A 22,268-nucleotide genomic window follows, 5' to 3' on the forward strand; every position below is an offset into this window, starting at 1 on the left:
GGTCACGCCACGTAACGCGGCATCAAAACTTGATGAGGACGGTTACGCCAGAGATCGGAACCGTCGAGCAACCAATTCAGTTCCTGAATACTGAGGATAATCGCCTCATCCGCGGGATCAGGCGATGTTTTGAAATGCTCGGACTCCAGGCGCTTGAGCCAAAGACAGAAGCCGTTGCGCTCCCAATACAAAATCTTGACTCGGTTGCGGGGCTTGTTGAGGAAGACGAACAGTACGGGGTCAAACACCGCTACCTTGACATCCGGTTCTACCAGAGCGGCCAGACCGTCAATGGACTTTCGGAAATCCACCGGTTTGGGGTAGAGATAGACTTTTTCGACTTTGACGTCGGGATGCATCATGAGTTGCTGGCTCCAGAAAAAGATCGGGAGCACAGCATCGGAGATCAAATGCAGGCTTGGAATGTGGGGATCATGGATTACTTACCAAGGAATTGAGCGATGCACAGAAACTTCAGACTCAATTGCGTAGTCGCCAGGCTACCTCTGATTTGCGGCTGTCATTCCTACTTTCCATCCCCCATTGGTCGTGGAGAGTAAGCCGCCACCGGCAGCTTGGTTCATGATGCCCATCATGGTTTTAAATTAGAGGAGGGGGGCTTTTGGTTTTTGCTCTTTTGAATTTTGTAGGTGCTTTTGTGTTAAAGGTCTTGTTGGTGATTTTTTTGTTGACGCTGTCATGCCAAGATAATATAAATCTCTCGTTAAATAGCTCTGTTAGTTTGCTTAAACAGTTTATTATAGCGTCGTTTTTGACGTAGCTGGAGTTTGTGGAGAATAAGCTTGAATAAAATGCGCTCCACATTCCAATGGCCTTCCTGAACTCTATTTTGTCTATGGGGGCTGCGATAGAGTACATGCCCCTATTTCTACCAAACAAGATTTCTGAAAAAAGCTCGTTGCCTGCGCTGCATGCAGACATGAATAATCTCCGATTTCTGAGTAGACCCTCAAAGATTTCGGCAAACTCGATGTACGTCACTTGATCTAAGGTTGTTTCGATTGAAGTTTCTGCACCATGGCATGAAACGTGAAGGAATCTGTAATTGGATTCTCGGAATTTTAGTGCTAGATGGACTAGTTCGTCTTTGGTTCTAAAGTAATAGTACTTAGGATCTTTTCCACATAGCCTTAGCATGTCATACAGAATTTTGCCTTCAAACTTTTTTTCGTCTTCATCGTCAAAGTTTAGCGACTCAATTATGAAGACTTCTGGAAACGTATTTTGGATATGTTCTTGCGCCATGAGTAATGCTAAGTCCCTTTGTGTGCTGAGGCTTTTCAAAAGTATTGAATTTTCTTTTCTGATGTGCGGCGTCGTGCGTCTGAATTCAGACGCGCATTGCGAATGCCCCCCAAAACTCTACCACAACCCACTTATTTTGCTGAGTGCCACGTACACAAAAAAGGCTGTCTAAAAAATGGTATTTTTCAACTCAATATCATGACTTTCATAGGCATTTATTAATTCTCAGGTGCGTCCCTAGTGTAGATACTATACCAGCCGCTTGGTCGTGCGGTTGTGTAGCACTCCAGAAGAGGAGGGCGATGGCCAACTCTATTGTAGCCGTGGGCTTATCCAAGTGACGAGGGGCGAGTGAACTATGCCGCTTGCGGCGAGGCGCTGGTGTTGGATCTGCTCAAGCATCCTGAGCAGATGGAGCATGCGCTATGTTCGCTGACTGGTTTTGGCGTCAGTCATGCTGTCATTAAGCTGGCATTACCCAGCCAAAACGGCCCCAAAAGGCACAAAAAAAGCACTTGCGAGAACGCTAAGTGCTTGATTTGTATGGCTTGTTTGGTGGAGCCGGGGGGATTTGAACCCCCGTCCGCCAGTACTCCGCTGTCGGTACTACATGCTTAGCCGTGTCTATTAAGTTAACCCTCAGCGACCCGACGGGCAGGGTGCTTTGGGCGAGCTGTGTAAGTTTTAGTCGCGTCGGCCACAACGTCCTAAGCGACGATCCTGTTCTATATGACAATCATTTCGGGTTTACAGGCATCCCCTGATGATTGCTGGAGCCGAAGCTACCAGAAGAGCTAGTCGCGCCGCTTACGCAGCGAGAGCGTAGCCCTCGTAGTTTTCGTCATTGGCAACTATAGAAAGTTGCAACAGTGGATTTACGACTTCTGTTACCAAGTCGGCATGCACCTAAAGTTTCATCACCGGCGTCGAATCCTAATCGGCCCCGAGACTGCTTTCGCAGTCATTGGGCGGGAGTCTACGCCAATTGATGGGGCGCGTCGACCCGCGTCTTGCTTTGCCGACAAGGCCAGCGCGCTGGCTGGCCTTGTCAGGCGCTTTCTTACCGGTTGCCGCCTTCGCTGCCCGAGCCGAGGTTTTTCAGTTCGGTGATGGCTTGGGTGGTCAGTTCGATGCAGGTTTTTTTATCGCCTTTGGCCTGGGCGGCCCGTGCGTCGGTTTCGGTTTTTGCCAGGGACTGTTTCAGGTCGGGGCTCAGGTTCACGTTGGTGGAAACCTGGGCGTCCTTGATGGTCTGCAAGTTGCTGCCGCACAAGTCATCGGCGGCGAACACCGGGGAAGCCAGCATGACAGAGCTGAGGAGTAGTCCAGTCAGGGCGGTACGCTTCATATGTCTCTCCTTGATTACCGGTCGCTTGGGCTCTTTGCCCATGGGTTGGGGAAGCCCATTCAAATACGGGCTTACAAGGGTGGACTGTGCTGAAACGCAGGGGTTCTATTTATTTTCATGCCTGTAATGCCTGTTGCCATCATGCGGATTTCGCCTGCGTCACCCGGTCGATCAGGTAAACCAGCCCGTGATAGTCGATGCCGCTGTGCTGCGAGAGGCCGATTTCACAGGTGCGGCTGGTGGAGATGCCTTCGTTGCAGTACTGCACCGCACCCTGGAGAGAGCGTAAGGCGTGGGCGTTCAGTTCGGGCGTTGTGAAGCCTTTGTCTCCGGCGAATCCGCAACAATGTATGCCTTCCGGGATGACCACGTTGACGCTGCACAGGCGAGCCAGTTCGATCAGTGCCTGGCTTTCGCCAAGGTGCTGGGTGCTGCAGGTGACGTGAACGGCAATGGGTTCCTGTTGCGGGGTAAAGGTGAGTTTGTCCAGCAGGTGCGTGCGGATGAATCGCACCGGGTCGTAGAGATCCAGGCGTGTGTCCTTGAGGTCTTGTACCAGTCGCAGGGTGCAAGGGCTGGTGTCGCAATAGATCGGGTCCAGCCCGCCGCGGCTGGCTTTGATCAGCGCGGCCAGCAGTTCCTGGCGTTTCTCGTCGGCTTGCTGGTTGTAGCCCTTTGAGGCGAAAGGCTGGCCGCAGCACAGGCTGTCCTGATTGTCCGGGAAGACGACCTGATAACCGGCTTTTTCCAGCAGGCCACGGGTCTTGTCCAGCAGTGAGGTTTGCTCGCGATCAGTGGCCGCAGGCCCCATCACGCGAGAGACGCAGGCTGCCAGATAAACCACTCTGGGACGTTGGTCCTCGATGGGCGGGGTGAAGCGAATGGCGTGTTCAGGCTGTGGCATGGCCGGTGTCCATTGCGGGATGCGGCCGGCGGAAATCTTGCTCAGTTTTGCTGACAGTGTTGCCAGTCTCGGCGCGCCCAGCAACATGCGCGCGCCGTTGGCGGCATGCAGGGTAAAGCGTGCGCCTTGTACCGCTGCCTTGAAGTTGTGTGCCAGCCAGTTGGCCGTCCTGGCATGCTGTGCTTCCTGATGGCGCAGCTTTTTGACCAGTTCGCCAGTGTTGATGCCAACCGGGCAACGTTGGGCGCACAGGCCGGTGGCGGCGCAGGTGTCGATGCCTTGATAGTGGTAATCGCGCTCCAGTTTTCGAGTGTCAGTTCCGGCGCGTTTTTTCGCCTGAATGTCGCGCCAGATGACGATGCGTTGCCTCGGGCTCAGGGTCAGGCCTTTGGAAGGGCAGACCGGTTCACAGAAGCCGCACTCAATGCATTTGTCGACGATTTCGTCGGCGGCGGGCAGCGGTTTCAGGTGCTTCAAGTGGATCTGCGGATCGTGGCTGAGCACCACATCCGGGTTGAGAATGCCGTTGGGGTCGAGCAGGCGTTTGAGTTGCCACATCAATTGATAGGCGTCGCTGCCCCATTCCTTTTCGACGAAGGGTGCCATGTTGCGCCCCGTCCCGTGCTCGGCCTTGAGTGAGCCGCCGAACTCCACGGCCACCAGCTCCGCCACGTCTTCCATGAAGGCCTGATAACGGGCGACTTCTTCGGGGTTGTTGAAGCCCTGGGTGAAGACGAAGTGCAGGTTGCCCTCCAGCGCATGGCCGAACAGGATGGCTTCGTCATAGTGATGTTTGTCGAACAGCGCGATCAGGCGGCGCACGCCAATGGCCAGTTGTTCTACCGGGAAGGTGACGTCTTCGATGATGACCGTGGTGCCGGTCTGGCGCACGGCGCCGACGGCGGGGAAGGTGTCTTTGCGAATGGCCCAGAGGCGTGCGTTTTCCAGCGGGTCCTCGGTGAAGTCGACCTGTTTTTCGACGGGGAAGGACGCCAGCGACGCCATGATGTGTGCCAGTTGCTCATGCAGTAAAGCTTCGGACGCCGCCCGTGCTTCGATCAATAACGCGCAAGCGTTTTCCGAGAGTTCACGGACAAAGGCTGGCATGCCGGGTTTGTCCTGCACCGAGCGCATGCTGCGCCGGTCCAGCAGTTCGACGGCGGCGACCGGCTGGCTTTTAAGTACGGTGACGGCGTTGCAGCAGGTTTCCACGTCCGGGAAGACGATCAGGGCCGAGGCCTTGTGCGGATGGTCGGGCACGGTGTTGTAGGTCACGGCGCTGATGAAGCCCAGCGTGCCTTCGGAGCCGACCAGCAAATGGCTGAGGATATCCAGCGGCTCATCGAAATCCACCAGGGCGTTGAGTGACAGGCCCGTGGTGTTTTTCAGGCGGTATTTGTGGCGGATTCTGGCGGCCAGTTCGGTATTGGCGCGGGTTTTTCGGCTCAGGTGGGCGAGTTGTTCCAGCAAGACGATATGGCTGGCGCGAAAGGCCTGCACGCTGGCCGGGTCTTCGGTATCCAGGCGTGTGCCATCAGCCAGTACCAGGCGAATCCCTGCCAGTGTGTGATAGGTGTTCTGGGCTGTACCGCAGCACATGCCGCTGGCGTTGTTGGCGACGATGCCGCCGATCTTGCAGGCGTTGATCGAGGCCGGGTCCGGTCCGATCTTGCGTCCGAACGGCGCCAGCCAGGCATTGGCCTGTGCGCCGATGACGCCGGGTTGCAGACGAATCTGCGCGCCTTGTTCGCGGACCTCGCGGGCGTTCCAGTTATCGCCCAGCACCAGCAATACCGAATCGCTGATGGCCTGGCCGGAAAGGCTGGTGCCTGCTGCGCGAAAGGTCACCGGGACTTTCTCGGTCTGGGCCAGCTTGAGCAGGGCCACCACTTCGTCTTCGGACTCGACTCGGATCACCAACTGGGGGATCAGTCGATAGAAGCTGGCGTCAGTACCGAAGGCCAGTGTCGAAAGCGGATCGTCGAAGCGGCGGTGTTCGGGGATCAGGCGTCGGGCTTCGCGGATGAAGTTTTCTGACAGGCTCATGCGTCTTCCACTATCAGGACCACAAGGTCTTTGGGGCCGTGGGCGCCGTAAGCCAGCACCTGTTCGATATCGGCAGTCTTGGAGGGGCCGGAAACCAGCAGGGCATTGGTCGGCATGCCGCCGGTCCAGTCCTGTTTGCGCTGCGCTTCGTAGAGGTTGTTGTAGATCTCGCTGGCCTTGAGCAGGGCGAAATGCACGGGCGGTACCAGGCTCATCAAGCGCGGCTCTTCCCGGGTCGGCCAGAGGATCAGGCTGCCGGTGGCTGCGATTGCCCCGGCGGTAGTGGTGAAGCTGGCTGGTGTGTCATCGAACAGTTCTTTTTTCCATTGCTCGATGGGGCGGTCGTAGTGCTTGAGCGTTGGCAGTTCGGGGCGGGTTGCCCAGTGTTCAGTGACACGTTGGCCATGGGCGGTGCCGGGCGCGATCAGCAGGCTGGGCAGTTGGCGATCATGCACCAACTCGCCAAGCCTTCGGGGCCAGTCCGATTCCGTACACAGGTGGATTTCGGTGTGCACGGCCTCCATCAGCTTGCGTAGCTGGGCGATCCGCTCCTCAGGGGCGTAGGTCCAGGGTTCTGTCACCAGGGCTTCATTGAAGTTGTCAGCAATCGGCGTCGTTCCTGTCAGGCTCTGACGCAGTTTGGCGAGGATGTTTTGCTTGGCGCTCATCAGAGTTCTCCGGGCCGCTTTTTCAGATGCTCGCGGGCCATTTCATGCAGGGAGCGGGCTGCGGGTTTTGGGGCGCTATGGTTTTGTGTCCATGGCCCGACATCACCTGGCATCAGGCTGCGCAAGCGTGTGGCGAGGTAAGCGAATGCGCGATACAGGCCCGGCGAGGTATTGAGTTTCGACCAGGCGTTCCAGATCAGGCGTTCCTTGCGCGAGTACTTGCGACCCTGGTCGCGCATCACCCGGTCGGGCGCATCCGGTGCCTTGACGTTTTCTTCGCGCAGGCGGCGCAGCAAGGCCGGAATCGGGATCTTCACCGGGCAGACTTCGCCGCATGCACCGCAGAGTGATGAGGCGCTGGGGTGATCCGGCACTTTGCTCAGGCCCGCCATGTGTGGGGTGATGATCTTGCCGATGGGGCCGGGATACACCTCGCCGTAGGTGTGTCCGCCGACGCGGGTATAGACCGGGCAATGATTCATGCAGGCGCCGCAACGAATGCAGTTCAGGGTCTGGCGCAATTCGCTGTCGGCAAAAGCCTGGGTACGGCCGTTATCCAGCAGCACCAGATGCACTTCCTGCGGGCCATCCAGTTCGTGTGGCTTGCGCGGGCCGGAGATCATATTGACGTAGGTCGTGATCGGAATGCCCAGTGCCGAGCGGGTCAGCAGTGACAGCAAGGGGATAGTGTCGCGCAGGTTTTCGACGACTTTCTCGATGCCGGTCACGGCGATATGCACGGGTGGCACGCTGGTGACCATGCGCCCGTTGCCTTCGTTTTCCACCAGCAGCAAAGTGCCGGTTTCGGCGATCGCGAAGTTGACGCCGGAGACGCCGATATCCGCCTCGAAGAATTTCTGGCGCAGCACACGGCGGCCGATCTGGATCAGTTGATCGACGTCGGTGGTGTAATCGACGCCCAGTTTTTCATGGAACAGTTTGCCCACCTGACCGGCGTTCTTGTGGATGGCCGGCATGATGATGTGCGAGGGCTTTTCGTGGTCCATCTGCACGATGTATTCGCCCATGTCTGCTTCCAGGCACTCGACACCGCGCTCGCCCAGGAAGTCGTTCATTTCCATCTCTTCACTGACCATCGACTTGCCTTTGATCACTTGTCTGGCTTCGTGGGCGTTGACGATGGAGAGCACGATGCCATTGGCCTGCTCGACGGTTTCGGCCCAATGCACCTTCACGCCGTTGCGGATCAGATTGCGTTCAAGCTGCTCCAGCAGATCCGGCAGTCTGGACAAGGCTCGTGCGCGAATCGCATTGCCCTGTTCGCGCAGGTCTTCACGTTCTTCGGGGTCGCTGAAGGCTGCCGCACGCTTGGTCATCAGCGAGTCCATGGCGCGTCGGAAGTTACCGCGCAACTGGGTGTCGCCAAGGGCCTGATGGGCGCGGGAGCGGAAGTCCGTCTCGACTTCCACGGCCGGAATCCGGGTTTGCGTGTTCATCGCTGTCCTCCGGTGCGTTGCCACAAGAAGCTGGCCAGATGCAGGCCGCGCAGGGATTCGCGTTGTTTCTCCAGTGCGCCGTTGATATTCATCAGGCAGCCGCAATCGGCGGTGAGAATCTGGTCTGCACCGGACGCCTTCAGGGCGCGTGTCTTGTCGGCCACCATCGCTCCGGAAATATCCGGCATGCGCACGCTGAATGTCCCACCGAAGCCGCAGCATTCGCTTTCATGATCGTGATCCACACGCTCGACATTGCCCAGTTGCGACAGCAGTTCGCGAGCATGCAGGTGGGTGTTCATTTCACGACGCGCCGAGCAGGAGGTGTGCAGGGCAATCTTGATCGGTTGGCCTTGATCGTTCAGTCGGGTCTTGCAGACGAACAGCAGGAATTCGGTCAGCTCATAGGTTCGTGCAGCCAGGGCGCGAACCTGCTCAAGGGTGTGAGGCTCGTCCTTGAACAGTTCGGGATAATGTTCGCGAAACATTCCGGCGCAAGAGCCAGAAGGCACGATGACCGGATCGTCCCCCGCGAACAGCGCCAGTTGAGCGCGTGCCACTTCCCGGGCCTGCTCGGTGTAGCCACTGGTGTAGGCCGGTTGTCCGCAGCAGCTTTGTTCTTGAGGGTAGTCGACCTGGATACCTTCGCGTTCGAGCAGGTGAATGGCGTCCATCCCGGCGTCAGGGAAAAACAGGTCGACCACGCAGGTGCCGAACAGGTAAACCCGCTGCGGTTTTTCAGTCGGGTATTGCCGTGGCCCATGACGCGGTGGCGCGACGCGGGTGGCATTGGGTGAGGCGTTGTAGAAAAGCTCGCTCATCAGGTGTTTCTCCGGGTGGGCCCGGTTATCCGCTCAGGGCATGAATGGCTGACGCCGGTGGTTGGGGCCGGCGTCAGGGCTTCGCGTCTTTTTGTAATCAGTGAACGATCATGCCGGTGAACCAGTAGGCCTGTGCATAAGTGATGCAGCCCACGATGGTGGCGAAAAACAGGCTGTGCTTGAGGGTGAAGCGGAACAGGTCCGATTCCCTGCCGACCAGCCCTGTCGCGGCGCAGGCCACGGCTATGGATTGCGGCGAAATCATCTTGCCGGTCACGCCACCGCTGGAGTTGGCGGCGACCATCAACACGTCACTGACGCCGATCTGGTGGGCAGTAGTGGCTTGCAGGGAACCGAACAAGGCATTGGCCGAAGTATCGGAGCCCGTCAGAAACACGCCCAGCCAGCCGAGGAACGGCGAGAAGAACGGGAACGCAGAGCCCGTGCCAGCCAGCACCAGCGCCAGTGTCGAGGACATGCCCGAGTAGTTCATGACGAAGGCGAAGGCCAGCACCATGCCAATGGAGACGATGGCCCAGCGCAGCTCGATCAGGGTTTCTTTAAAAGTGGTCAGACCAATCTTAGGGCTGATGCGCAAGACGATCATGGCCAGGATGGCCGAGAACAGAATCGCTGTGCCCGACGCGGCGATCAGGTCGAACTTGTAGACCGCTGGCATGGCGGTGGCCTTGGCAACGATGGGCGTGCCTTTGATCACCAATTGGTCCAGATACGGGACTGCGATGTTGATGGTCCAGGCTTGCAGAGCACCACCCGCCGCGAACATCGCTTTGAAGGGCTTGAGCGTCCAGACCGTGACCATGGCGGTCAGGATCAGGAAGGGCGACCAGGCCTTGATGATCTGGCCCAGGCTGTAGGGCGACTTGACGGTGGTGCGTGGCTGGCCGAAACCACCGGAGCTGCCCGCGACAGCTGCCGAGCCACCGCTGACGACGACCGCGTCCGAAGCACGTTGCGGCTGCCAGACTTTCAGGAACAGCGTCAGGGACACGATGCTGACCAGCGCCGAGGTGATGTCCGGCAGCTCGGGGCCGATGAAGTTGGAAGTGAGGTACTGGGTAATCGCAAAGCTCAGGCCGGCAATCAGCGCGGCAGGCCAGGTTTCCTTGACACCCCGTACACCGTCCATCATGAACATCAGCCAGAACGGCACGAACACTGATAGCAGCGGTAGCTGGCGGCCAGCCATGGCGCCGATCTTGAACGCATCGATCCCCGAAACCTGCCCGGCCACAATGATCGGAATACCCAGCGCGCCAAAGGCCACGGGTGCGGTGTTGGCGATCAGGCACAGGCCTGCGGCGTACAACGGATTGAGCCCCAGCCCCACCAGTAATGCCGCGGTAATCGCCACCGGCGCACCGAAACCGGCTGCGCCTTCCAGGAAGGCACCGAAGCAGAAACCAATCAGCAGCACTTGCAGGCGCTGGTCATCGGTAATGGACATGACCGAACTGCGGATGATCTCGAACTGGCCGCTTTTGACGGTCAGTTTGTAAAGGAAGACCGCCGCGACGATGATCCATGCAATGGGCCATAAGCCATAGGCGAACCCGTAACCGGCGGCGGCCAGTGCCATGTCGGCAGGCATCTGGAACGCGAAGATCGCCACCAGCACCGACAGCGCCAGGGTGATGCTGCCCGCTATATGGCCTTTGAGCCTGAAAACGGCCAGTGCCAGAAAGAAGAAGACGATGGGGATGAGCGCAGCGGCGGCGGAAATGCCCAGGCTGCCCAGAGGTGTATAGAGTTGTTGCCAGGTCTGCATGTAGGTGGCCCCTAATTGTTTTTGGTAAGGCCCGGTGTTCTGTGTCGTGCGCATGGCCGATGTGGATCAACGAATCGCACAGTTCACCAGCTCAAGCCGTTCTGATCGAAAGGTCTTGCAGCGTGATGGAGGTCAGCCATCAGACGCCGGCATTGGAAAATTGGTAATACCAATTTACAATGTCTGAACGCTAGGTTAGAAGCCTTGCTATTGATGTGTCAATTTGTCTCGCCAGGACTTTGGTCGGGTGCGCCTGAAAATACGGTCAGCCTGCTGCATCTGGCTGATGCCTGAAGGGCTGCGATAAGCCAGAATGTGCGGTCCCGCTAATAGAGTCGGGTATGAAGTGAGGGGTTATGGGTTTTGATCAGGTGCGTCAGCGCCGTTTGTCTGATGACATTGTCGAGCAACTGGAACGAATGATTCTTGAAGGCACGCTCAAGTCAGGTGGACGCCTGCCAGCAGAGCGGGCGCTTGCCGAGCAGTTTGGTGTTTCCCGTCCTTCCCTGCGTGAGGCCATCCAGAAACTGACGGCTAAGGGGTTGCTGGTCAGCCGTCAGGGCGGTGGTAACTATGTGGTCGAAAACCTGGGGTCGACCTTCAGCGACCCGTTGCTGCATCTATTGGAAAGCAGCCCCGATGCCCAGCGCGACCTGCTGGAGTTTCGCCACACGCTGGAAGCTTCCTGCGCCTACTACGCAGCCCTGCGCGCCACCGATGTGGACCGTGAGCGCCTGCGTGAGGCTTTCGATGCCTTGCAGGCCTGCTACACCTGCACCGACGAGGTGAGTCGGGCCGAGGAGGGCGCTGCCGATGCCAGCTTCCACCTGGCGATTGCCGAGGCCAGCCATAACACCGTTTTGCTGCATACGATTCGGGGGTTATTCGACCTGCTCAAGCGCAATGTGGTGATCAATATCGGCGGCATGTACCAGCAGCGCGCTGAAACCCGCGACATGCTCATCCAGCAGCATCGTGAGTTGTATCTGGCGATTATCGAAGGGCGTGCCGAGGATGCGCGGGAGGTGTCCAGCCGCCACCTGACCTATGTGCAGGAAGTGCTGGAAGAAGTACGGCAACAGGTTCAACGCACAGCGCGTGCGGAGCGCCGAAACAAGATGTGATGCAGCAGAGGCTCCGCCGTGTCCCTGGCACTGCGCTGTCTCGCAGCAAACAGAGGGCGGTGTAGGGGCGAATTCATTCGCGAAAACAGTTATTCGCGAATGAATTCGTTCCCACGGGTGGGGCTTGGGTCAGTCGTCTTTGCCCTTGCTGCGCACGGCCCGTTGCAGCTCGCGGTCCGAATCGCGCTCTCGCTCGGTATGGCGCTTGTCGTATTCCTTCTTGCCTTTGCCCAGAGCAATTTCGCACTTGATCAAGTGCTGCTTCCAGTAAAGGGAAAGGGCTACGCAGGCATAACCTTTCTGCTGCACCGAGCTTGTGAGCTTTTCAAGCTCGCGCTGGTTCAGCAACAGTTTACGGGTGCGTGTCGGGTCAGCGATGACGTGTGTGCTAGCGGTCTTGAGCGGCGTGATATGGCTGCCCATCAGCCAGGCCTCGCCATCCTTGAGCAGCACATAACTGTCAACCAGCTGCACCTTGTTGGCACGCAGGCTTTTTACTTCCCAGCCAGCCAGGACCAGACCGGCCTCGAACTTGTGTTCGATGAAGTAATCGTGACGCGCCTTTTTATTTTGCGCGATGGTCCCTGTGGGATGTTTCTTGAGCTTAGCCATAGGGGCCGCATTATAGGGAGTTGCTTCAATGTCGGCTACGGGAAAGCGTGCGCTTGAGCACGAAGGATGAATCCCGGACAATGCTTGTCTCTATTGTTTGCCGCTCAGCTTTGGAAATGACGCTCACATGACTACGCATATTCAGCGCTCGGCTCTTTTGCCGTATCCGGCCCGGTTTCTGTACGACCTGGTCAATGATGTGGCTCGTTATCCCGAGTTTTTGCCTTGGTGCGCTGCGGCGGTGGTGCTTGAGGAAAGCGAGACGCACATGCGTGCAAGTCTGGAGGTCGCCAAAGGCGGCCTGAGCCAGAAGTTTGTAACGCGCAATGTACTGGTGCCCGGAGAATCCATTGTGATGGATCTGGTCGAGGGGCCTTTCAGTCAATTGCATGGTGTCTGGACATTCAAGCCACTGGGTGACAAGGCCTGCAAGATCAGCCTGGACCTCACCTTCGATTATGCCGGCTCCATTGTGCGCGCCACGCTGGGGCCGCTGTTCAATCAGGCGGCCAATACCCTGGTGGATGCCTTTTGTCAGCGAGCCAAAGAGCTGCATGTCTGACGAACTGATCCAGATCGAGGTGGTGCATGCTGCCGTTGATCGCCAGGTGTTGCTCAGCGTCTCGGTGCCAGCGGGTTCGTCGGTTCGTCAGGCGCTTTTTGCATCAGGCATGCAGAGCCGGTTTCCCGAGCTGGATCTGGCTGAATGCCCTGTGGGTATTTTTGGTAAGGCCGTGAAAGATCCTTCGGTTCGTTTGCTGGAGGCGGGTGATCGCATCGAGATCTATCGCCCGCTGCTGGCTGACCCCATGGAAGTGCGGCGCTTGCGTGCGGCCAAGGCGCGCTTGAACAGAGGTGCCGGGTCCTGATTTTTTAAAAGCGCCAGACAGCAAAAAGCCCGGCATGCCGGGCTTTTTTGTGGAAACTGTTTCCGATTAATGCGGAGTTGTTTCCAGGGGTTCCTGCACAGGCACTGGAACAGTTTCGACACTGTCCACGTCCTTCTGGATCTGGTCCAGCAGCGAGCCTGGCTTGGCTGGCGCTTCGGGCGCTTGCTGTGGCTGGTTTTCAGCTGGAACTGTCTGGTTGCTGCTGTTGCCGAGAATGGCTTCATCGCGGCTTACGCCAGGCATGAAGTCACCGGACAGGCTGACCAGTTGGTCGTTACCGTTGAAGATCAGGCTGACGCGTTCCTGCTGGCGTTCACCGCCACCAGGCTGCAGGCTGTACAGGTAGTCCCAGCGATCAGTGTGAAATGTATCTGTCAACAGAGGGTTGCCCATGATAAACCGTACTTGTCGCCGGGTCATTCCGGGACGTAACTGGTCTATCATGTCCTGCGTGACGACATTTCCCTGTTGGATGTCGATTTTGTAAACCCCGGGGAATGAACAACCGGCGAGTGCGAGCAGTCCCACAAGGGTGAAACTGGTTAGCAAGAGCTTGGTGTTTTGCATCGGTGGGCGACTTCCACTATCTTGGCTGGGACAACGTAAACCCGGATCATACCTGCATTAAGAGAAGCTGCGAAGCAGCGTCTGCGAGAAAGCTGACCATGGTTGAAAATAGCGAACTACGTAAAGCAGGACTTAAGGTGACCTTACCACGGGTCAAAATCCTTCAAATGCTCGATTCTGCCGAGCAGCGCCACATGAGTGCCGAAGATGTCTACAAGGCGCTGATGGAGGCTAGCGAGGATGTCGGTCTGGCCACGGTCTACCGTGTTCTGACTCAGTTTGAAGCTGCTGGATTGGTGGTTCGCCACAATTTCGACGGCGGTCATGCTGTGTTCGAGCTGGCTGATGGCGGCCACCACGACCATATGGTCAATGTGGAGTCCGGCGAGGTGATCGAGTTCTTCGACGAAGAAATCGAAAAGCTGCAAAAGGCTATCGTCGAGAGACACGGTTACGATCTGGTAGATCACAATCTTGTGCTCTACGTTCGTAACAAAAAGGCGTAAGCCTGCGACGACAAAGGCGACCTCAGGGTCGCCTTTGTGCTTTATGGATCATCAGTTTTTGGCGGTGATGACCATTTTCTTCGCGTGCGCCAGGGATTCCTTGGTCAGGTCGATGCCGCCGAGCATGCGCGCCACTTCTTCTATGCGTTCGTTCTTGTTGAGCTTCGAGACGGCGGTGCGGGTCGCGTCGCTGCCTCTGACCTTGTGTACGAACAAATGCTGATGGCCCTGCGCTGCCACCTGCGGCAGATGGGTCACGGTCATCACTTGCCCGCGCTCGCCCAGGCGGCGCAGTAGCTGGCCGACAATTTCGGCTGTCGGGCCGCCGATGCCTACATCGACCTCGTCGAATACCAGCGTTGGTACGCGGGAGGTCTGTGCGGTAATCACCTGAATGGCGAGGCTGATACGTGACAGCTCGCCACCCGAGGCTACCTTGGCCAGTGCTTTCAGTGGCTGCCCAGGGTTGGCGCTGACCAGTAATTCGACTTGTTCCAGCCCATGGGGAAGCAGGTCGTTGCCAGTATTGGGTTTCAACTCGATGGTGAATCGACCGCCGGGCATGCCCAGACGCTGGATTTCTTCCTCGACTGCGCTGGCCAGTTCGGTAGATGCGCGTTGGCGCGAATCGCTCAGCTCCCTGGCTTTTTCCTGATAGTGGCGGGCAAATGAAGCCAGTTCGTGCTCGAGTCGCTCGATGGATTCGTCGTTGGCATTCAGGGTTTCAATTTCATCCAGCAGCTTCTGTTGCAGTTCGCTCAGCTCGGTTGGCTGGATGCGGTGCTTGCGAGCCAGTGTGTAGATGCTGTCCAGACGCTCTTCGAGCTGTTGCAGGCGGGCCGGGTCGGCATCGAAGTGATCCAGGAAACGATTCAGTTCGCCGACGGCTTCTTCTATCTGTATCTGTGCGCTGGACAGCAGGCCGGTGGCTTCACTCAGGGCTGTGGGTGAATTGTTGATGCTGCCCAGGCGGTTCAGGCTGGCGGTCAATGCATTCAGCACATTGCCCGAATCGCTCTCGCTGCATTGCTCGACGACCTGGCGGCAGATGCTCAGCAGGCTTTCGGCGTTGGTCAGGTTCTTGTGTTCCTGCTCGAGCTGCTCCAGTTCGTTCTCGCCCAGGCTCAGGCTTTCCAGCTCTTCCAGTTGATAGCTGAGCAACTGGTGCCGTGCGCGCTGTTCGTCGCCAGAGTTGGAAAGCCGTTCCAGCTCCTGACGGGTCTGGCGCCAGCGTTGGGCGGCCAGTTGAACCTGGCGCGCCAGTTCGGTCGCGCCGGCGTACTCATCCAGCAAGCGTCTGTGGGTATCGGTTTTCAACAGCGACTGGTGTTCATGCTGGCTATGAATATCGATCAGCAGTTCGCCCAGGGCCTTGAGGTCGCCTTGGGGGCATGGCGTGCCGTTGATGTAGGAGCGTGAGCGCCCTTCAGCGGTAATGACTCGCCGCAGAATGCACGGGCCGTCGTTGTCCAGGTCGCGCTCTTTCAGCCAGGTTTGCGCTTCGGGAATATCGGACAGATCGAAGGTGGCCAGGATATCGGCCTTGTCGGCTCCGGGGCGAACGACGCCGCTGTCGGCGCGATCGCCGAGCGTCAGGCCCAGAGCGTCGAGCATGATCGACTTGCCGGCACCGGTTTCGCCAGTGATTACGCTCATGCCTCGATCCAGTTCCAGATCAAGGTGTTCGACGATGGCGTAGTTATGTACGGAAAGGTGCACCAGCATGGAGTGGCTCCCAAGCGATTTGTCTGGTTATTTATACAGTGTTTTATTTGGTTCTGACAATGCTTGAACTTAGCTCGATTTGATCGGTTATCGAGCTTTTTTAGTCCGGACCGTGATGAAAACGGCTCCGCTCAGCGTATGCATCGCTCAAGAAAATTTTCAGGCAATGCGCATATCCGTCGTGTCGAGCCCTTGAAGCCTGAAAATCCGTTCCCATATAGGGGGCAGAAGCGCGAGATGGGTTCGCGGACGTTTTTGAGAGGAGAACACTATGGCTGACGAACAGAATCTGGATGCGCAAACTCAGGACCAGGCTGGCGAGACAGCTTCGGGTGATGATCTGGCAACTCGTGTGCAGGTGCTCGAAGAGCAATTGACTGCGGCACAGGACCAGTCCCTGCGTGTTGCTGCGGATCTGCAGAACGTACGTCGTCGTGCAGAACAGGATGTGGAAAAGGCTCACAAATTCGCTCTTGAGAAGTTCGCTGGCGATCTGCTGCCTATCGTGGACAGCCTGGAGCGTGGTCTGGACCTGTCCAATCCGGACGACGAAAGCATTCGTCCGATGCGTGAAGGTATCGAGCTGACGCTCAAGATGTTCAACGACACCCTCAAGCGTTATCAGTTGGAGGCCATCGACCCGCACGGTCAGCCATTCAATGCCGAACATCATCAGGCAATGGCGATGCAGGAAAGCGCGGATGTCGAACCAAACAGCGTTCTGAAAGTGTTCCAGAAGGGTTATCAGCTCAACGGTCGTCTGCTGCGTCCGGCCATGGTCGTGGTCAGCAAGGCACCGTCGCCTGTTTCGCCATCAATTGATGAGCAGGCTTGAAATCAGCTGTCTGGCCCCCATTTATAGGCCAAGCGTTTAAGAGCTACCGCAATTTGTAAACGCAGTTGCGGCAACCCAATCAAAAGTTTCGGGAGAGTCAAAGATGGGCAAGATTATCGGTATTGACCTGGGGACCACCAACTCCTGCGTCTCTATTCTGGAAAACGGCAACGTCAAGGTTATCGAGAACGCCGAAGGCGCTCGTACTACTCCTTCGATCATTGCCTATGCCAACGATGGCGAAATCCTGGTCGGCCAGTCCGCCAAGCGTCAGGCGGTAACCAACCCGCATAACACTCTGTACGCAGTAAAGCGTCTGATCGGTCGTCGTTTTGAAGAAGACGTCGTACAGAAAGACATCCAGATGGTTCCGTACAAAATCGCCAAGGCTGACAACGGCGACGCCTGGGTTGAAGTAAATGGCCAGAAAATGGCTCCTCCTCAGATTTCTGCCGAAATCCTGAAGAAAATGAAGAAGACCGCCGAAGACTACCTCGGCGAGACGGTCACCGAAGCGGTCATCACCGTTCCGGCTTACTTCAACGACAGCCAGCGTCAGGCTACCAAGGATGCCGGTCGCATCGCGGGTCTGGACGTCAAACGTATCATCAACGAACCAACCGCAGCCGCTCTGGCTTACGGTATGGACAAGGCGAAGGGCGACCACACTGTCATCGTTTATGACCTGGGTGGCGGTACTTTCGACGTTTCGGTCATCGAAATTGCTGAAGTTGACGGCGAGCATCAGTTTGAAGTGCTGGCAACCAACGGCGACACCTTCCTGGGTGGTGAGGACTTCGACATTCGTCTGATCGACTACCTCGTCGACGAATTCAAGAAAGAAAGCGGCATGAACCTCAAAGGTGACCCGCTGGCGATGCAGCGTCTGAAAGAAGCTGCTGAAAAAGCCAAGATCGAGCTGTCTTCCAGCATGCAGACCGACGTCAACCTGCCGTACATCACTGCAGACGCTACCGGTCCAAAGCACTTGAACGTGAAAATCTCGCGCTCCAAGCTGGAATCGCTGGTTGAAGACCTGGTTCAGCGCACTATCGAGCCATGCCGTATCGCTCTGAAAGATGCCGGTATCGACATCGGTTCGATCAATGACGTGATCCTGGTCGGTGGCCAGACTCGTATGCCGCTGGTTCAGAAACTGGTAACCGAGTTCTTCGGTAAAGAAGCTCGTAAGGACGTCAACCCTGACGAAGCGGTTGCCATGGGTGCTGCTATCCAGGGCGCGGTACTGGCCGGTGACGTCAAGGACGTTCTGCTGCTGGACGTCAGCCCGCTGACTCTGGGTATCGAAACCATGGGCGGCGTGATGACTGCGCTGATCGAGAAAAACACCACGATTCCTACCAAGAAATCGCAAGTGTTCTCGACTGCCGATGACAACCAGAACGCTGTAACCATTCACGTACTGCAAGGTGAGCGTAAGCAAGCCGGTCAGAACAAGTCCCTGGGCAAGTTCGACCTGGCCGAGATTCCACCAGCTCCACGTGGCGTTCCGCAGATCGAGGTCACCTTCGACATCGACGCCAACGGCATCCTGCACGTAGGCGCGAAAGACAAGGCGACTGGCAAGCAGCAGTCCATCGTGATCAAGGCTAACTCGGGTCTGTCGGATGAAGAAATCCAGCAGATGATCCGCGACGCTGAAGCTAACAGCGAAGAAGACCGTAAGTTTGAAGAGCTGGCATCTGCCCGTAACCAGGGTGATGCGCTGGTTCACTCGACTCGCAAGATGATCAGCGATGCTGGCGACAAAGTGACCGCAGAAGAGAAGACCGCTGTCGAGGCTGCTCTGGTTGCTCTGGAAGCTGCCGTGAAAGGCGACGACAAGGCTGCTATCGAAGCCAAGATCGAAGAGCTGTCCAAGGTTTCCGCGCCAATCGCTCAGAAAATGTACGCTGAGCAGGCTGAAAACCCTGAAGCGGCTGCCAAGCCTGCTGAAGAGAAAGCCAAGGCTGACGACGTGGTCGACGCCGAGTTTGAAGAAGTGAAAGACAACAAGTAAGCGCAGGCTTGCTTGAAAGCCAGTTGACCCGTTCCGAGCGGTGGCTGGTAGGATGTCGCCGCGCGGGAGCTTGCTCCCGCGTTGGCGTGTCTGGAGCAGGCAAAATTCCGGCGTTCGGGTCAAGGTCCGTACGCCCTGTGGCAAGGTCGTCATGCTCCTGCGTGGCGATTCGTTCTGCCGCTTTCTCGGTCAGGCAACTGGCTGTCTAAACAAGACCAGGATCGTTGAATTGACGTGAGTTGGGTCCGGGCCTGTATGGGGCTCAACGAGTTTGGCAAGGCTCAGGAGGGTCTTGCCGAACGTCCTCAAGAGTGCGGAAGAATTATGGCAAAGCGTGATTATTATGAAGTGTTGGGGGTGGAGCGGGGTGCCAGCGAGGCTGAGCTGAAGAAGGCTTATCGCCGCCTTGCGATGAAGCACCACCCAGACCGCAACCCTGATGACAAGGCTGCGGAAGAGCTGTTCAAAGAGGCCAATGAGGCCTATGAAGTTCTGTCCGATGCCAGCAAGCGTGCGGCATACGATCAGTACGGCCACGCCGGCATAGACCCGAGCATGGGTGGCGGTGGTTTCGGTGGCGGCGCTGGCGGTGCGAACTTCTCCGATATTTTCGGTGACGTGTTCAGCGACTTCTTCGGTGGTGGCCGTGGTGGTGGCGGTCGTGGCGGCGCACAGCGCGGTAGCGATCTGCGTTACACCCTGGAACTGGACCTCGAAGAAGCGGTTCGCGGTACGACCGTGAATATCCGTGTTCCGACGCTGGTCAATTGCAAACCTTGCGATGGCAGCGGTGCGAAGAAAGGTTCTTCGCCGGTCACTTGTCCGACATGCGGCGGCATTGGTCAGGTGCGCATGCAGCAGGGGTTCTTCTCCGTGCAGCAAACCTGTCCTCGTTGCCATGGTCACGGCAAGATCATTTCCGATCCGTGCGATTCGTGCCATGGCGAAGGCCGTGTCGAAGAATCCAAGACCCTCTCGGTCAAGGTTCCGCCAGGTGTCGATACCGGTGACCGCATTCGTCTGTCCGGCGAAGGCGAGGTGGGCTCCCAGGGCGGGCCGACCGGCGACCTGTACGTTGTGATCAATGTGCGTGAACACGCCATTTTCCAGCGCGACGGCAAGCATCTGTATTGCGAAGTGCCAATCAGCTTCACTGACGCGGCGCTGGGTGGCGAGCTTGAAGTGCCGACGCTGGATGGTCGGGTCAAGTTGAAGATCCCTGAAGGCACCCAGACCGGCAAGCAGTTCCGCTTGCGTGGCAAGGGTGTGGCTCCGGTGCGTGGCGGCGGTGCTGGCGACTTGATGTGTCGTGTTGCGGTTGAAACGCCGGTCAACCTCGGCAAGCGTCAGCGTGAACTGCTTGAAGAGTTCCGTACTTCGCTTGAAGGCGACGACTCTCACTCTCCGAAAGCCAGTGGCTGGTTCGAGGGTGTGAAGCGTTTCTTCGGTGACTTGTAAGGGCTGACTGGGCAGGAGAAGGTTATGCGACGTATTGCTGTGGTAGGCGCCGCCGGGCGCATGGGTAAGACTTTGATTGAGGCGGTTCTGTCGGCGCCGGGCGCCGGGCTGACGGCAGCCATTGATCGTCCGGACAGCACGCTGGTGGGTGCTGATGCCGGAGAGCTGGCTGCGCTGGGTCGTATCGGCGTGCCGTTGTCGGGTGATGTTGCCCGGGTTGCCGATGAGTTCGATGTGTTGATCGACTTCACGCACCCTACGGTGACGCTCAAGAATCTGGCTTTCTGCCGCAAGGCGGGCAAGGCCATGATCATCGGCACCACGGGTTTCAGTGCTGAAGAGAAGCTGCAACTGGTTGAGGCAGCGAAAGAGATCCCTATCGTTTTCGCTGCCAACTTCAGCGTGGGTGTGAACCTCTGCCTGAAGCTGCTGGATACGGCTGCTCGCGTGCTGGGCGACGACGTCGATATCGAAATCACCGAAGCTCACCACCGTCACAAGGTCGATGCGCCTTCGGGTACTGCATTGCGTATGGGCGAAGTGGTTGCCGAGGCGCTGGGTCGTGATCTGGAAAAGGTCGCTGTCCATAGTCGTGAAGGTCAGACCGGTGCTCGTGATCGTCAGGCGATTGGTTTTGCGACCATCAGGGCTGGCGATATCGTGGGTGACCATACGGTCTTGTTCGCCGCTGATGGCGAGCGCGTGGAAATCACCCACAAGGCATCCAGCCGGATGACGTTTGCCAAGGGAGCCGTCCGGGCTGCCATGTGGCTCGATGGTAGGGCTCCTGGTCTTTATGACATGCAGGACGTGCTGGAGCTGCGTTGATTGTGAGTGCCGGATTCAGCCTTGTCGCATTCCGTGGGTTTTCGGGCTCATTGGTGGTAGACCAAAAAAGGCTTTTTCTGTAAGCTACAGCTTTAGTGTGTCCACTAAAAGCGCGCAGATGAATCTATAAGAAAGCGGGGTGACGTATCTACGTCATTCCGCTTTTTTGCAACCTGCGAACGCCCTTTCAGGCTTTATTTACGGGAGGTCTTCTTGACTAAGCCAGCCATACTTGCCCTTGCTGATGGCAGCATTTTTCGCGGCGAAGCCATTGGAGCCGACGGCCAGACCGTTGGTGAGGTGGTGTTCAACACCGCAATGACCGGCTATCAGGAAATCCTTACCGATCCTTCCTATGCCCAGCAAATCGTTACTCTGACTTACCCGCACATCGGCAACACAGGCACCACGCCTGAAGACGCCGAGTCGAATCGCGTCTGGTCCGCAGGCCTGGTTATCCGTGACCTGCCTCTGGTCTCCAGCAACTGGCGTAACAAGCAGCCTCTGGACGAATACCTCAAGGCCAACAACGTTGTTGCCATCGCAGGTATCGATACCCGCCGTCTGACCCGCATCCTGCGTGAGAAAGGTGCTCAGAACGGCTGCATCATCGCCGGTGACAACATTTCCGAAGAGGCCGCAATCGCAGCCGCTCGCGGCTTCCCGGGCCTCAAGGGCATGGACCTGGCCAAGGAAGTCAGCACCAAGGAAAGCTACGAGTGGCGTTCCAGCGTCTGGAGCCTGAAAACCGACAGCCACCCTGAAATCGCCGCTGCCGAGCTGCCGTACCACGTCGTGGCCTACGACTACGGCGTCAAGGTCAATATCCTGCGCATGCTGGTCGAGCGCGGTTGCCGCGTTACTGTTGTTCCGGCGCAAACGCCTGCCAGCGATGTACTGGCCTACAGCCCAGACGGTGTTTTCCTGTCCAACGGCCCTGGCGACCCAGAGCCATGCGACTACGCCATCAAGGCCATCAAGGAAGTCCTGGAAACCGAGATTCCGGTTTTCGGTATCTGCCTGGGTCACCAGTTGCTGGCTCTGGCTTCCGGCGCCAAGACGGTAAAAATGGGTCACGGCCACCACGGTGCCAACCACCCGGTCCAGGATCTGGACACCGGCGTCGTCATGATCACCAGCCAGAACCACGGTTTTGCGGTTGATGAATCGACTCTGCCGAGCAACGTTCGCGCTATCCACAAGTCGCTGTTTGACGGCACCCTGCAAGGTATCGAGCGCACCGACAAGAGCGCCTTCAGCTTCCAGGGTCACCCTGAAGCAAGTCCGGGTCCAAATGACGTGGCTCCCCTGTTTGACCGCTTTATCGAAGCCATGGCCAAGCGACGCTGACCGGCTGCCTTGAGAATGTAGTAAGCACGTGCCCAGGGTGGCCCCGGATAATGA

20 protein-coding genes, 1 other RNA gene and 1 pseudogene are annotated in these 22,268 nt (G+C 57.5%); 10 read left to right on the plus strand and 12 right to left on the minus strand.

What is annotated here, in order from left to right; translation table 11 throughout:
* Nucleotides 1–2 precede the first annotated feature (2 nt).
* Together tnpB and KGD89_RS03695 are read right to left on the minus strand one after the other, a co-directional pair.
* On the minus strand, nucleotides 3–362 hold the full coding sequence (gene tnpB / locus KGD89_RS03690; RefSeq protein ID WP_025258471.1) for an IS66 family insertion sequence element accessory protein TnpB: 360 nt from the start codon (nucleotides 360–362) through the stop codon (nucleotides 3–5).
* A 238-nt stretch (nucleotides 363–600) separates the two neighbouring features.
* Nucleotides 601–1,266 (minus strand): hypothetical protein, encoded by a 666-nt coding sequence (locus KGD89_RS03695; RefSeq protein ID WP_143008743.1) that lies wholly within the window; start codon nucleotides 1,264–1,266, stop codon nucleotides 601–603.
* Between the two features lie 244 nt (nucleotides 1,267–1,510).
* Here KGD89_RS03695 and KGD89_RS25935 point away from each other — a divergent pair.
* Nucleotides 1,511–1,712, plus strand: a pseudogene (locus KGD89_RS25935) (glycoside hydrolase family 19 protein); the annotation flags it as partial.
* Between the two features lie 107 nt (nucleotides 1,713–1,819).
* Here the strand turns inward: KGD89_RS25935 and ssrA are convergent.
* The 7 genes from ssrA to KGD89_RS03730 all read right to left on the minus strand — a co-directional run bounded on the left by ssrA (nucleotide 1,820) and on the right by KGD89_RS03730 (nucleotide 10,299).
* Nucleotides 1,820–2,211, minus strand: a transfer-messenger RNA (tmRNA) gene (ssrA, locus tag KGD89_RS03700).
* A 115-nt stretch (nucleotides 2,212–2,326) separates the two neighbouring features.
* Nucleotides 2,327–2,614: a hypothetical protein gene (locus KGD89_RS03705; RefSeq protein WP_025258473.1), complete on the minus strand. Its 288-nt coding sequence runs from the start codon at nucleotides 2,612–2,614 to the stop codon at nucleotides 2,327–2,329.
* 139 nt (nucleotides 2,615–2,753) lie between these two features.
* Complete coding sequence (locus KGD89_RS03710; RefSeq protein WP_025258474.1) at nucleotides 2,754–5,564, minus strand: FAD-binding and (Fe-S)-binding domain-containing protein; 2,811 nt, start codon at nucleotides 5,562–5,564, stop codon at nucleotides 2,754–2,756.
* Nucleotides 5,561–6,232: a LutC/YkgG family protein gene (locus KGD89_RS03715; RefSeq protein ID WP_025258475.1), complete on the minus strand. Its 672-nt coding sequence runs from the start codon at nucleotides 6,230–6,232 to the stop codon at nucleotides 5,561–5,563. The genes KGD89_RS03710 and KGD89_RS03715 overlap by 4 nt, the downstream gene beginning before the upstream one ends.
* Nucleotides 6,232–7,689, minus strand: coding sequence for a LutB/LldF family L-lactate oxidation iron-sulfur protein (locus KGD89_RS03720; RefSeq protein WP_025258476.1), 1,458 nt, complete (start codon nucleotides 7,687–7,689; stop codon nucleotides 6,232–6,234). The genes KGD89_RS03715 and KGD89_RS03720 overlap by 1 nt, the downstream gene beginning before the upstream one ends.
* The gene (locus tag KGD89_RS03725; protein ID WP_025258477.1) at nucleotides 7,686–8,510 is read right to left on the minus strand and encodes a (Fe-S)-binding protein; all 825 of its coding nucleotides are present in this window, start codon (nucleotides 8,508–8,510) and stop codon (nucleotides 7,686–7,688) included. Before KGD89_RS03725 ends, KGD89_RS03720 begins: the two co-directional genes overlap by 4 nt.
* A 97-nt stretch (nucleotides 8,511–8,607) precedes the next feature.
* On the minus strand, nucleotides 8,608–10,299 hold the full coding sequence (locus KGD89_RS03730) for a lactate permease LctP family transporter (RefSeq protein WP_025258478.1): 1,692 nt from the start codon (nucleotides 10,297–10,299) through the stop codon (nucleotides 8,608–8,610).
* Between the two features lie 356 nt (nucleotides 10,300–10,655).
* On the opposite strand from KGD89_RS03730, the gene KGD89_RS03735 reads away from it, so the two are divergent.
* Nucleotides 10,656–11,423: a GntR family transcriptional regulator gene (locus tag KGD89_RS03735; RefSeq protein ID WP_025258479.1), complete on the plus strand. Its 768-nt coding sequence runs from the start codon at nucleotides 10,656–10,658 to the stop codon at nucleotides 11,421–11,423.
* A 129-nt stretch (nucleotides 11,424–11,552) separates the two neighbouring features.
* On the opposite strand, the gene smpB is transcribed toward KGD89_RS03735, so the two are convergent.
* Complete coding sequence (gene smpB, locus KGD89_RS03740; RefSeq protein ID WP_025258480.1) at nucleotides 11,553–12,035, minus strand: SsrA-binding protein SmpB; 483 nt, start codon at nucleotides 12,033–12,035, stop codon at nucleotides 11,553–11,555.
* A 127-nt stretch (nucleotides 12,036–12,162) separates the two neighbouring features.
* On the opposite strand from smpB, the gene KGD89_RS03745 reads away from it, so the two are divergent.
* Nucleotides 12,163–12,597 carry a type II toxin-antitoxin system RatA family toxin gene (locus KGD89_RS03745; protein ID WP_025258481.1) on the plus strand — a complete coding sequence of 145 codons (435 nt, stop codon included), beginning with the start codon at nucleotides 12,163–12,165 and terminating at the stop codon, nucleotides 12,595–12,597.
* Nucleotides 12,590–12,904 carry an RnfH family protein gene (locus KGD89_RS03750; protein ID WP_025258482.1) on the plus strand — a complete coding sequence of 105 codons (315 nt, stop codon included), beginning with the start codon at nucleotides 12,590–12,592 and terminating at the stop codon, nucleotides 12,902–12,904. The genes KGD89_RS03745 and KGD89_RS03750 overlap by 8 nt, the downstream gene beginning before the upstream one ends.
* Nucleotides 12,905–12,970: 66 nt before the next feature.
* Here the strand turns inward: KGD89_RS03750 and KGD89_RS03755 are convergent, their stop codons facing one another.
* Nucleotides 12,971–13,492, minus strand: a complete 522-nt coding sequence (locus tag KGD89_RS03755) for an outer membrane protein assembly factor BamE (RefSeq protein WP_025258483.1) — start codon at nucleotides 13,490–13,492, stop codon at nucleotides 12,971–12,973.
* A gap of 98 nt (nucleotides 13,493–13,590) precedes the next feature.
* Here KGD89_RS03755 and fur point away from each other — a divergent pair, with 98 nt between their 5' ends.
* Nucleotides 13,591–13,998 carry a ferric iron uptake transcriptional regulator gene (gene fur, locus KGD89_RS03760; protein WP_025258484.1) on the plus strand — a complete coding sequence of 136 codons (408 nt, stop codon included), beginning with the start codon at nucleotides 13,591–13,593 and terminating at the stop codon, nucleotides 13,996–13,998.
* A 51-nt stretch (nucleotides 13,999–14,049) separates the two neighbouring features.
* Here the strand turns inward: fur and recN are convergent, their stop codons facing one another.
* Nucleotides 14,050–15,723 carry a DNA repair protein RecN gene (recN, locus tag KGD89_RS03765; protein WP_025258485.1) on the minus strand — a complete coding sequence of 558 codons (1,674 nt, stop codon included), beginning with the start codon at nucleotides 15,721–15,723 and terminating at the stop codon, nucleotides 14,050–14,052.
* 271 nt (nucleotides 15,724–15,994) lie between these two features.
* Between recN and grpE the strand changes: the two genes are divergently transcribed.
* The 5 genes from grpE to carA all read left to right on the plus strand — a co-directional run bounded on the left by grpE (nucleotide 15,995) and on the right by carA (nucleotide 22,214).
* Nucleotides 15,995–16,558, plus strand: a complete 564-nt coding sequence (grpE, locus tag KGD89_RS03770) for a nucleotide exchange factor GrpE (RefSeq protein ID WP_025258486.1) — start codon at nucleotides 15,995–15,997, stop codon at nucleotides 16,556–16,558.
* Between the two features lie 103 nt (nucleotides 16,559–16,661).
* The gene (gene dnaK / locus KGD89_RS03775; RefSeq protein ID WP_025258487.1) at nucleotides 16,662–18,578 is read left to right on the plus strand and encodes a molecular chaperone DnaK; all 1,917 of its coding nucleotides are present in this window, start codon (nucleotides 16,662–16,664) and stop codon (nucleotides 18,576–18,578) included.
* A gap of 324 nt (nucleotides 18,579–18,902) precedes the next feature.
* A complete protein-coding gene (dnaJ, locus tag KGD89_RS03780; RefSeq protein WP_025258488.1) occupies nucleotides 18,903–20,036 on the plus strand; it encodes a molecular chaperone DnaJ in 1,134 nt (377 codons plus the stop codon).
* Between the two features lie 24 nt (nucleotides 20,037–20,060).
* Nucleotides 20,061–20,864, plus strand: a complete 804-nt coding sequence (dapB, locus tag KGD89_RS03785) for a 4-hydroxy-tetrahydrodipicolinate reductase (protein ID WP_025258489.1) — start codon at nucleotides 20,061–20,063, stop codon at nucleotides 20,862–20,864.
* Between the two features lie 213 nt (nucleotides 20,865–21,077).
* Complete coding sequence (gene carA, locus KGD89_RS03790) at nucleotides 21,078–22,214, plus strand: glutamine-hydrolyzing carbamoyl-phosphate synthase small subunit (RefSeq protein WP_025258490.1); 1,137 nt, start codon at nucleotides 21,078–21,080, stop codon at nucleotides 22,212–22,214.
* The last annotated feature ends 54 nt before the right edge of the window (nucleotides 22,215–22,268 follow it).

It is taken from the genome of Pseudomonas cichorii, from assembly GCF_018343775.1.
In the GTDB taxonomy this organism is placed as follows: domain Bacteria; phylum Pseudomonadota; class Gammaproteobacteria; order Pseudomonadales; family Pseudomonadaceae; genus Aquipseudomonas; species Aquipseudomonas cichorii.

Bases quoted from the DNA above. Each gene is read 5' to 3' on its own strand.
- tnpB (WP_025258471.1), bottom strand. From the start codon at position 362: ATGATGCATCCCGACGTCAAAGTCGAAAAAGTCTATCTCTACCCCAAA.
- KGD89_RS03695 (WP_143008743.1), bottom strand. From the start codon at position 1,266: ATGGCGCAAGAACATATCCAAAATACGTTTCCAGAAGTCTTCATAATT.
- KGD89_RS03705 (WP_025258473.1), bottom strand. From the start codon at position 2,614: ATGAAGCGTACCGCCCTGACTGGACTACTCCTCAGCTCTGTCATGCTG.
- KGD89_RS03710 (WP_025258474.1), bottom strand. From the start codon at position 5,564: ATGAGCCTGTCAGAAAACTTCATCCGCGAAGCCCGACGCCTGATCCCC.
- KGD89_RS03715 (WP_025258475.1), bottom strand. From the start codon at position 6,232: ATGAGCGCCAAGCAAAACATCCTCGCCAAACTGCGTCAGAGCCTGACA.
- KGD89_RS03720 (WP_025258476.1), bottom strand. From the start codon at position 7,689: ATGAACACGCAAACCCGGATTCCGGCCGTGGAAGTCGAGACGGACTTC.
- KGD89_RS03725 (WP_025258477.1), bottom strand. From the start codon at position 8,510: ATGAGCGAGCTTTTCTACAACGCCTCACCCAATGCCACCCGCGTCGCG.
- KGD89_RS03730 (WP_025258478.1), bottom strand. From the start codon at position 10,299: ATGCAGACCTGGCAACAACTCTATACACCTCTGGGCAGCCTGGGCATT.
- KGD89_RS03735 (WP_025258479.1), top strand. From the start codon at position 10,656: ATGGGTTTTGATCAGGTGCGTCAGCGCCGTTTGTCTGATGACATTGTC.
- smpB (WP_025258480.1), bottom strand. From the start codon at position 12,035: ATGGCTAAGCTCAAGAAACATCCCACAGGGACCATCGCGCAAAATAAA.
- KGD89_RS03745 (WP_025258481.1), top strand. From the start codon at position 12,163: ATGACTACGCATATTCAGCGCTCGGCTCTTTTGCCGTATCCGGCCCGG.
- KGD89_RS03750 (WP_025258482.1), top strand. From the start codon at position 12,590: ATGTCTGACGAACTGATCCAGATCGAGGTGGTGCATGCTGCCGTTGAT.
- KGD89_RS03755 (WP_025258483.1), bottom strand. From the start codon at position 13,492: ATGCAAAACACCAAGCTCTTGCTAACCAGTTTCACCCTTGTGGGACTG.
- fur (WP_025258484.1), top strand. From the start codon at position 13,591: ATGGTTGAAAATAGCGAACTACGTAAAGCAGGACTTAAGGTGACCTTA.
- recN (WP_025258485.1), bottom strand. From the start codon at position 15,723: ATGCTGGTGCACCTTTCCGTACATAACTACGCCATCGTCGAACACCTT.
- grpE (WP_025258486.1), top strand. From the start codon at position 15,995: ATGGCTGACGAACAGAATCTGGATGCGCAAACTCAGGACCAGGCTGGC.
- dnaK (WP_025258487.1), top strand. From the start codon at position 16,662: ATGGGCAAGATTATCGGTATTGACCTGGGGACCACCAACTCCTGCGTC.
- dnaJ (WP_025258488.1), top strand. From the start codon at position 18,903: ATGGCAAAGCGTGATTATTATGAAGTGTTGGGGGTGGAGCGGGGTGCC.
- dapB (WP_025258489.1), top strand. From the start codon at position 20,061: ATGCGACGTATTGCTGTGGTAGGCGCCGCCGGGCGCATGGGTAAGACT.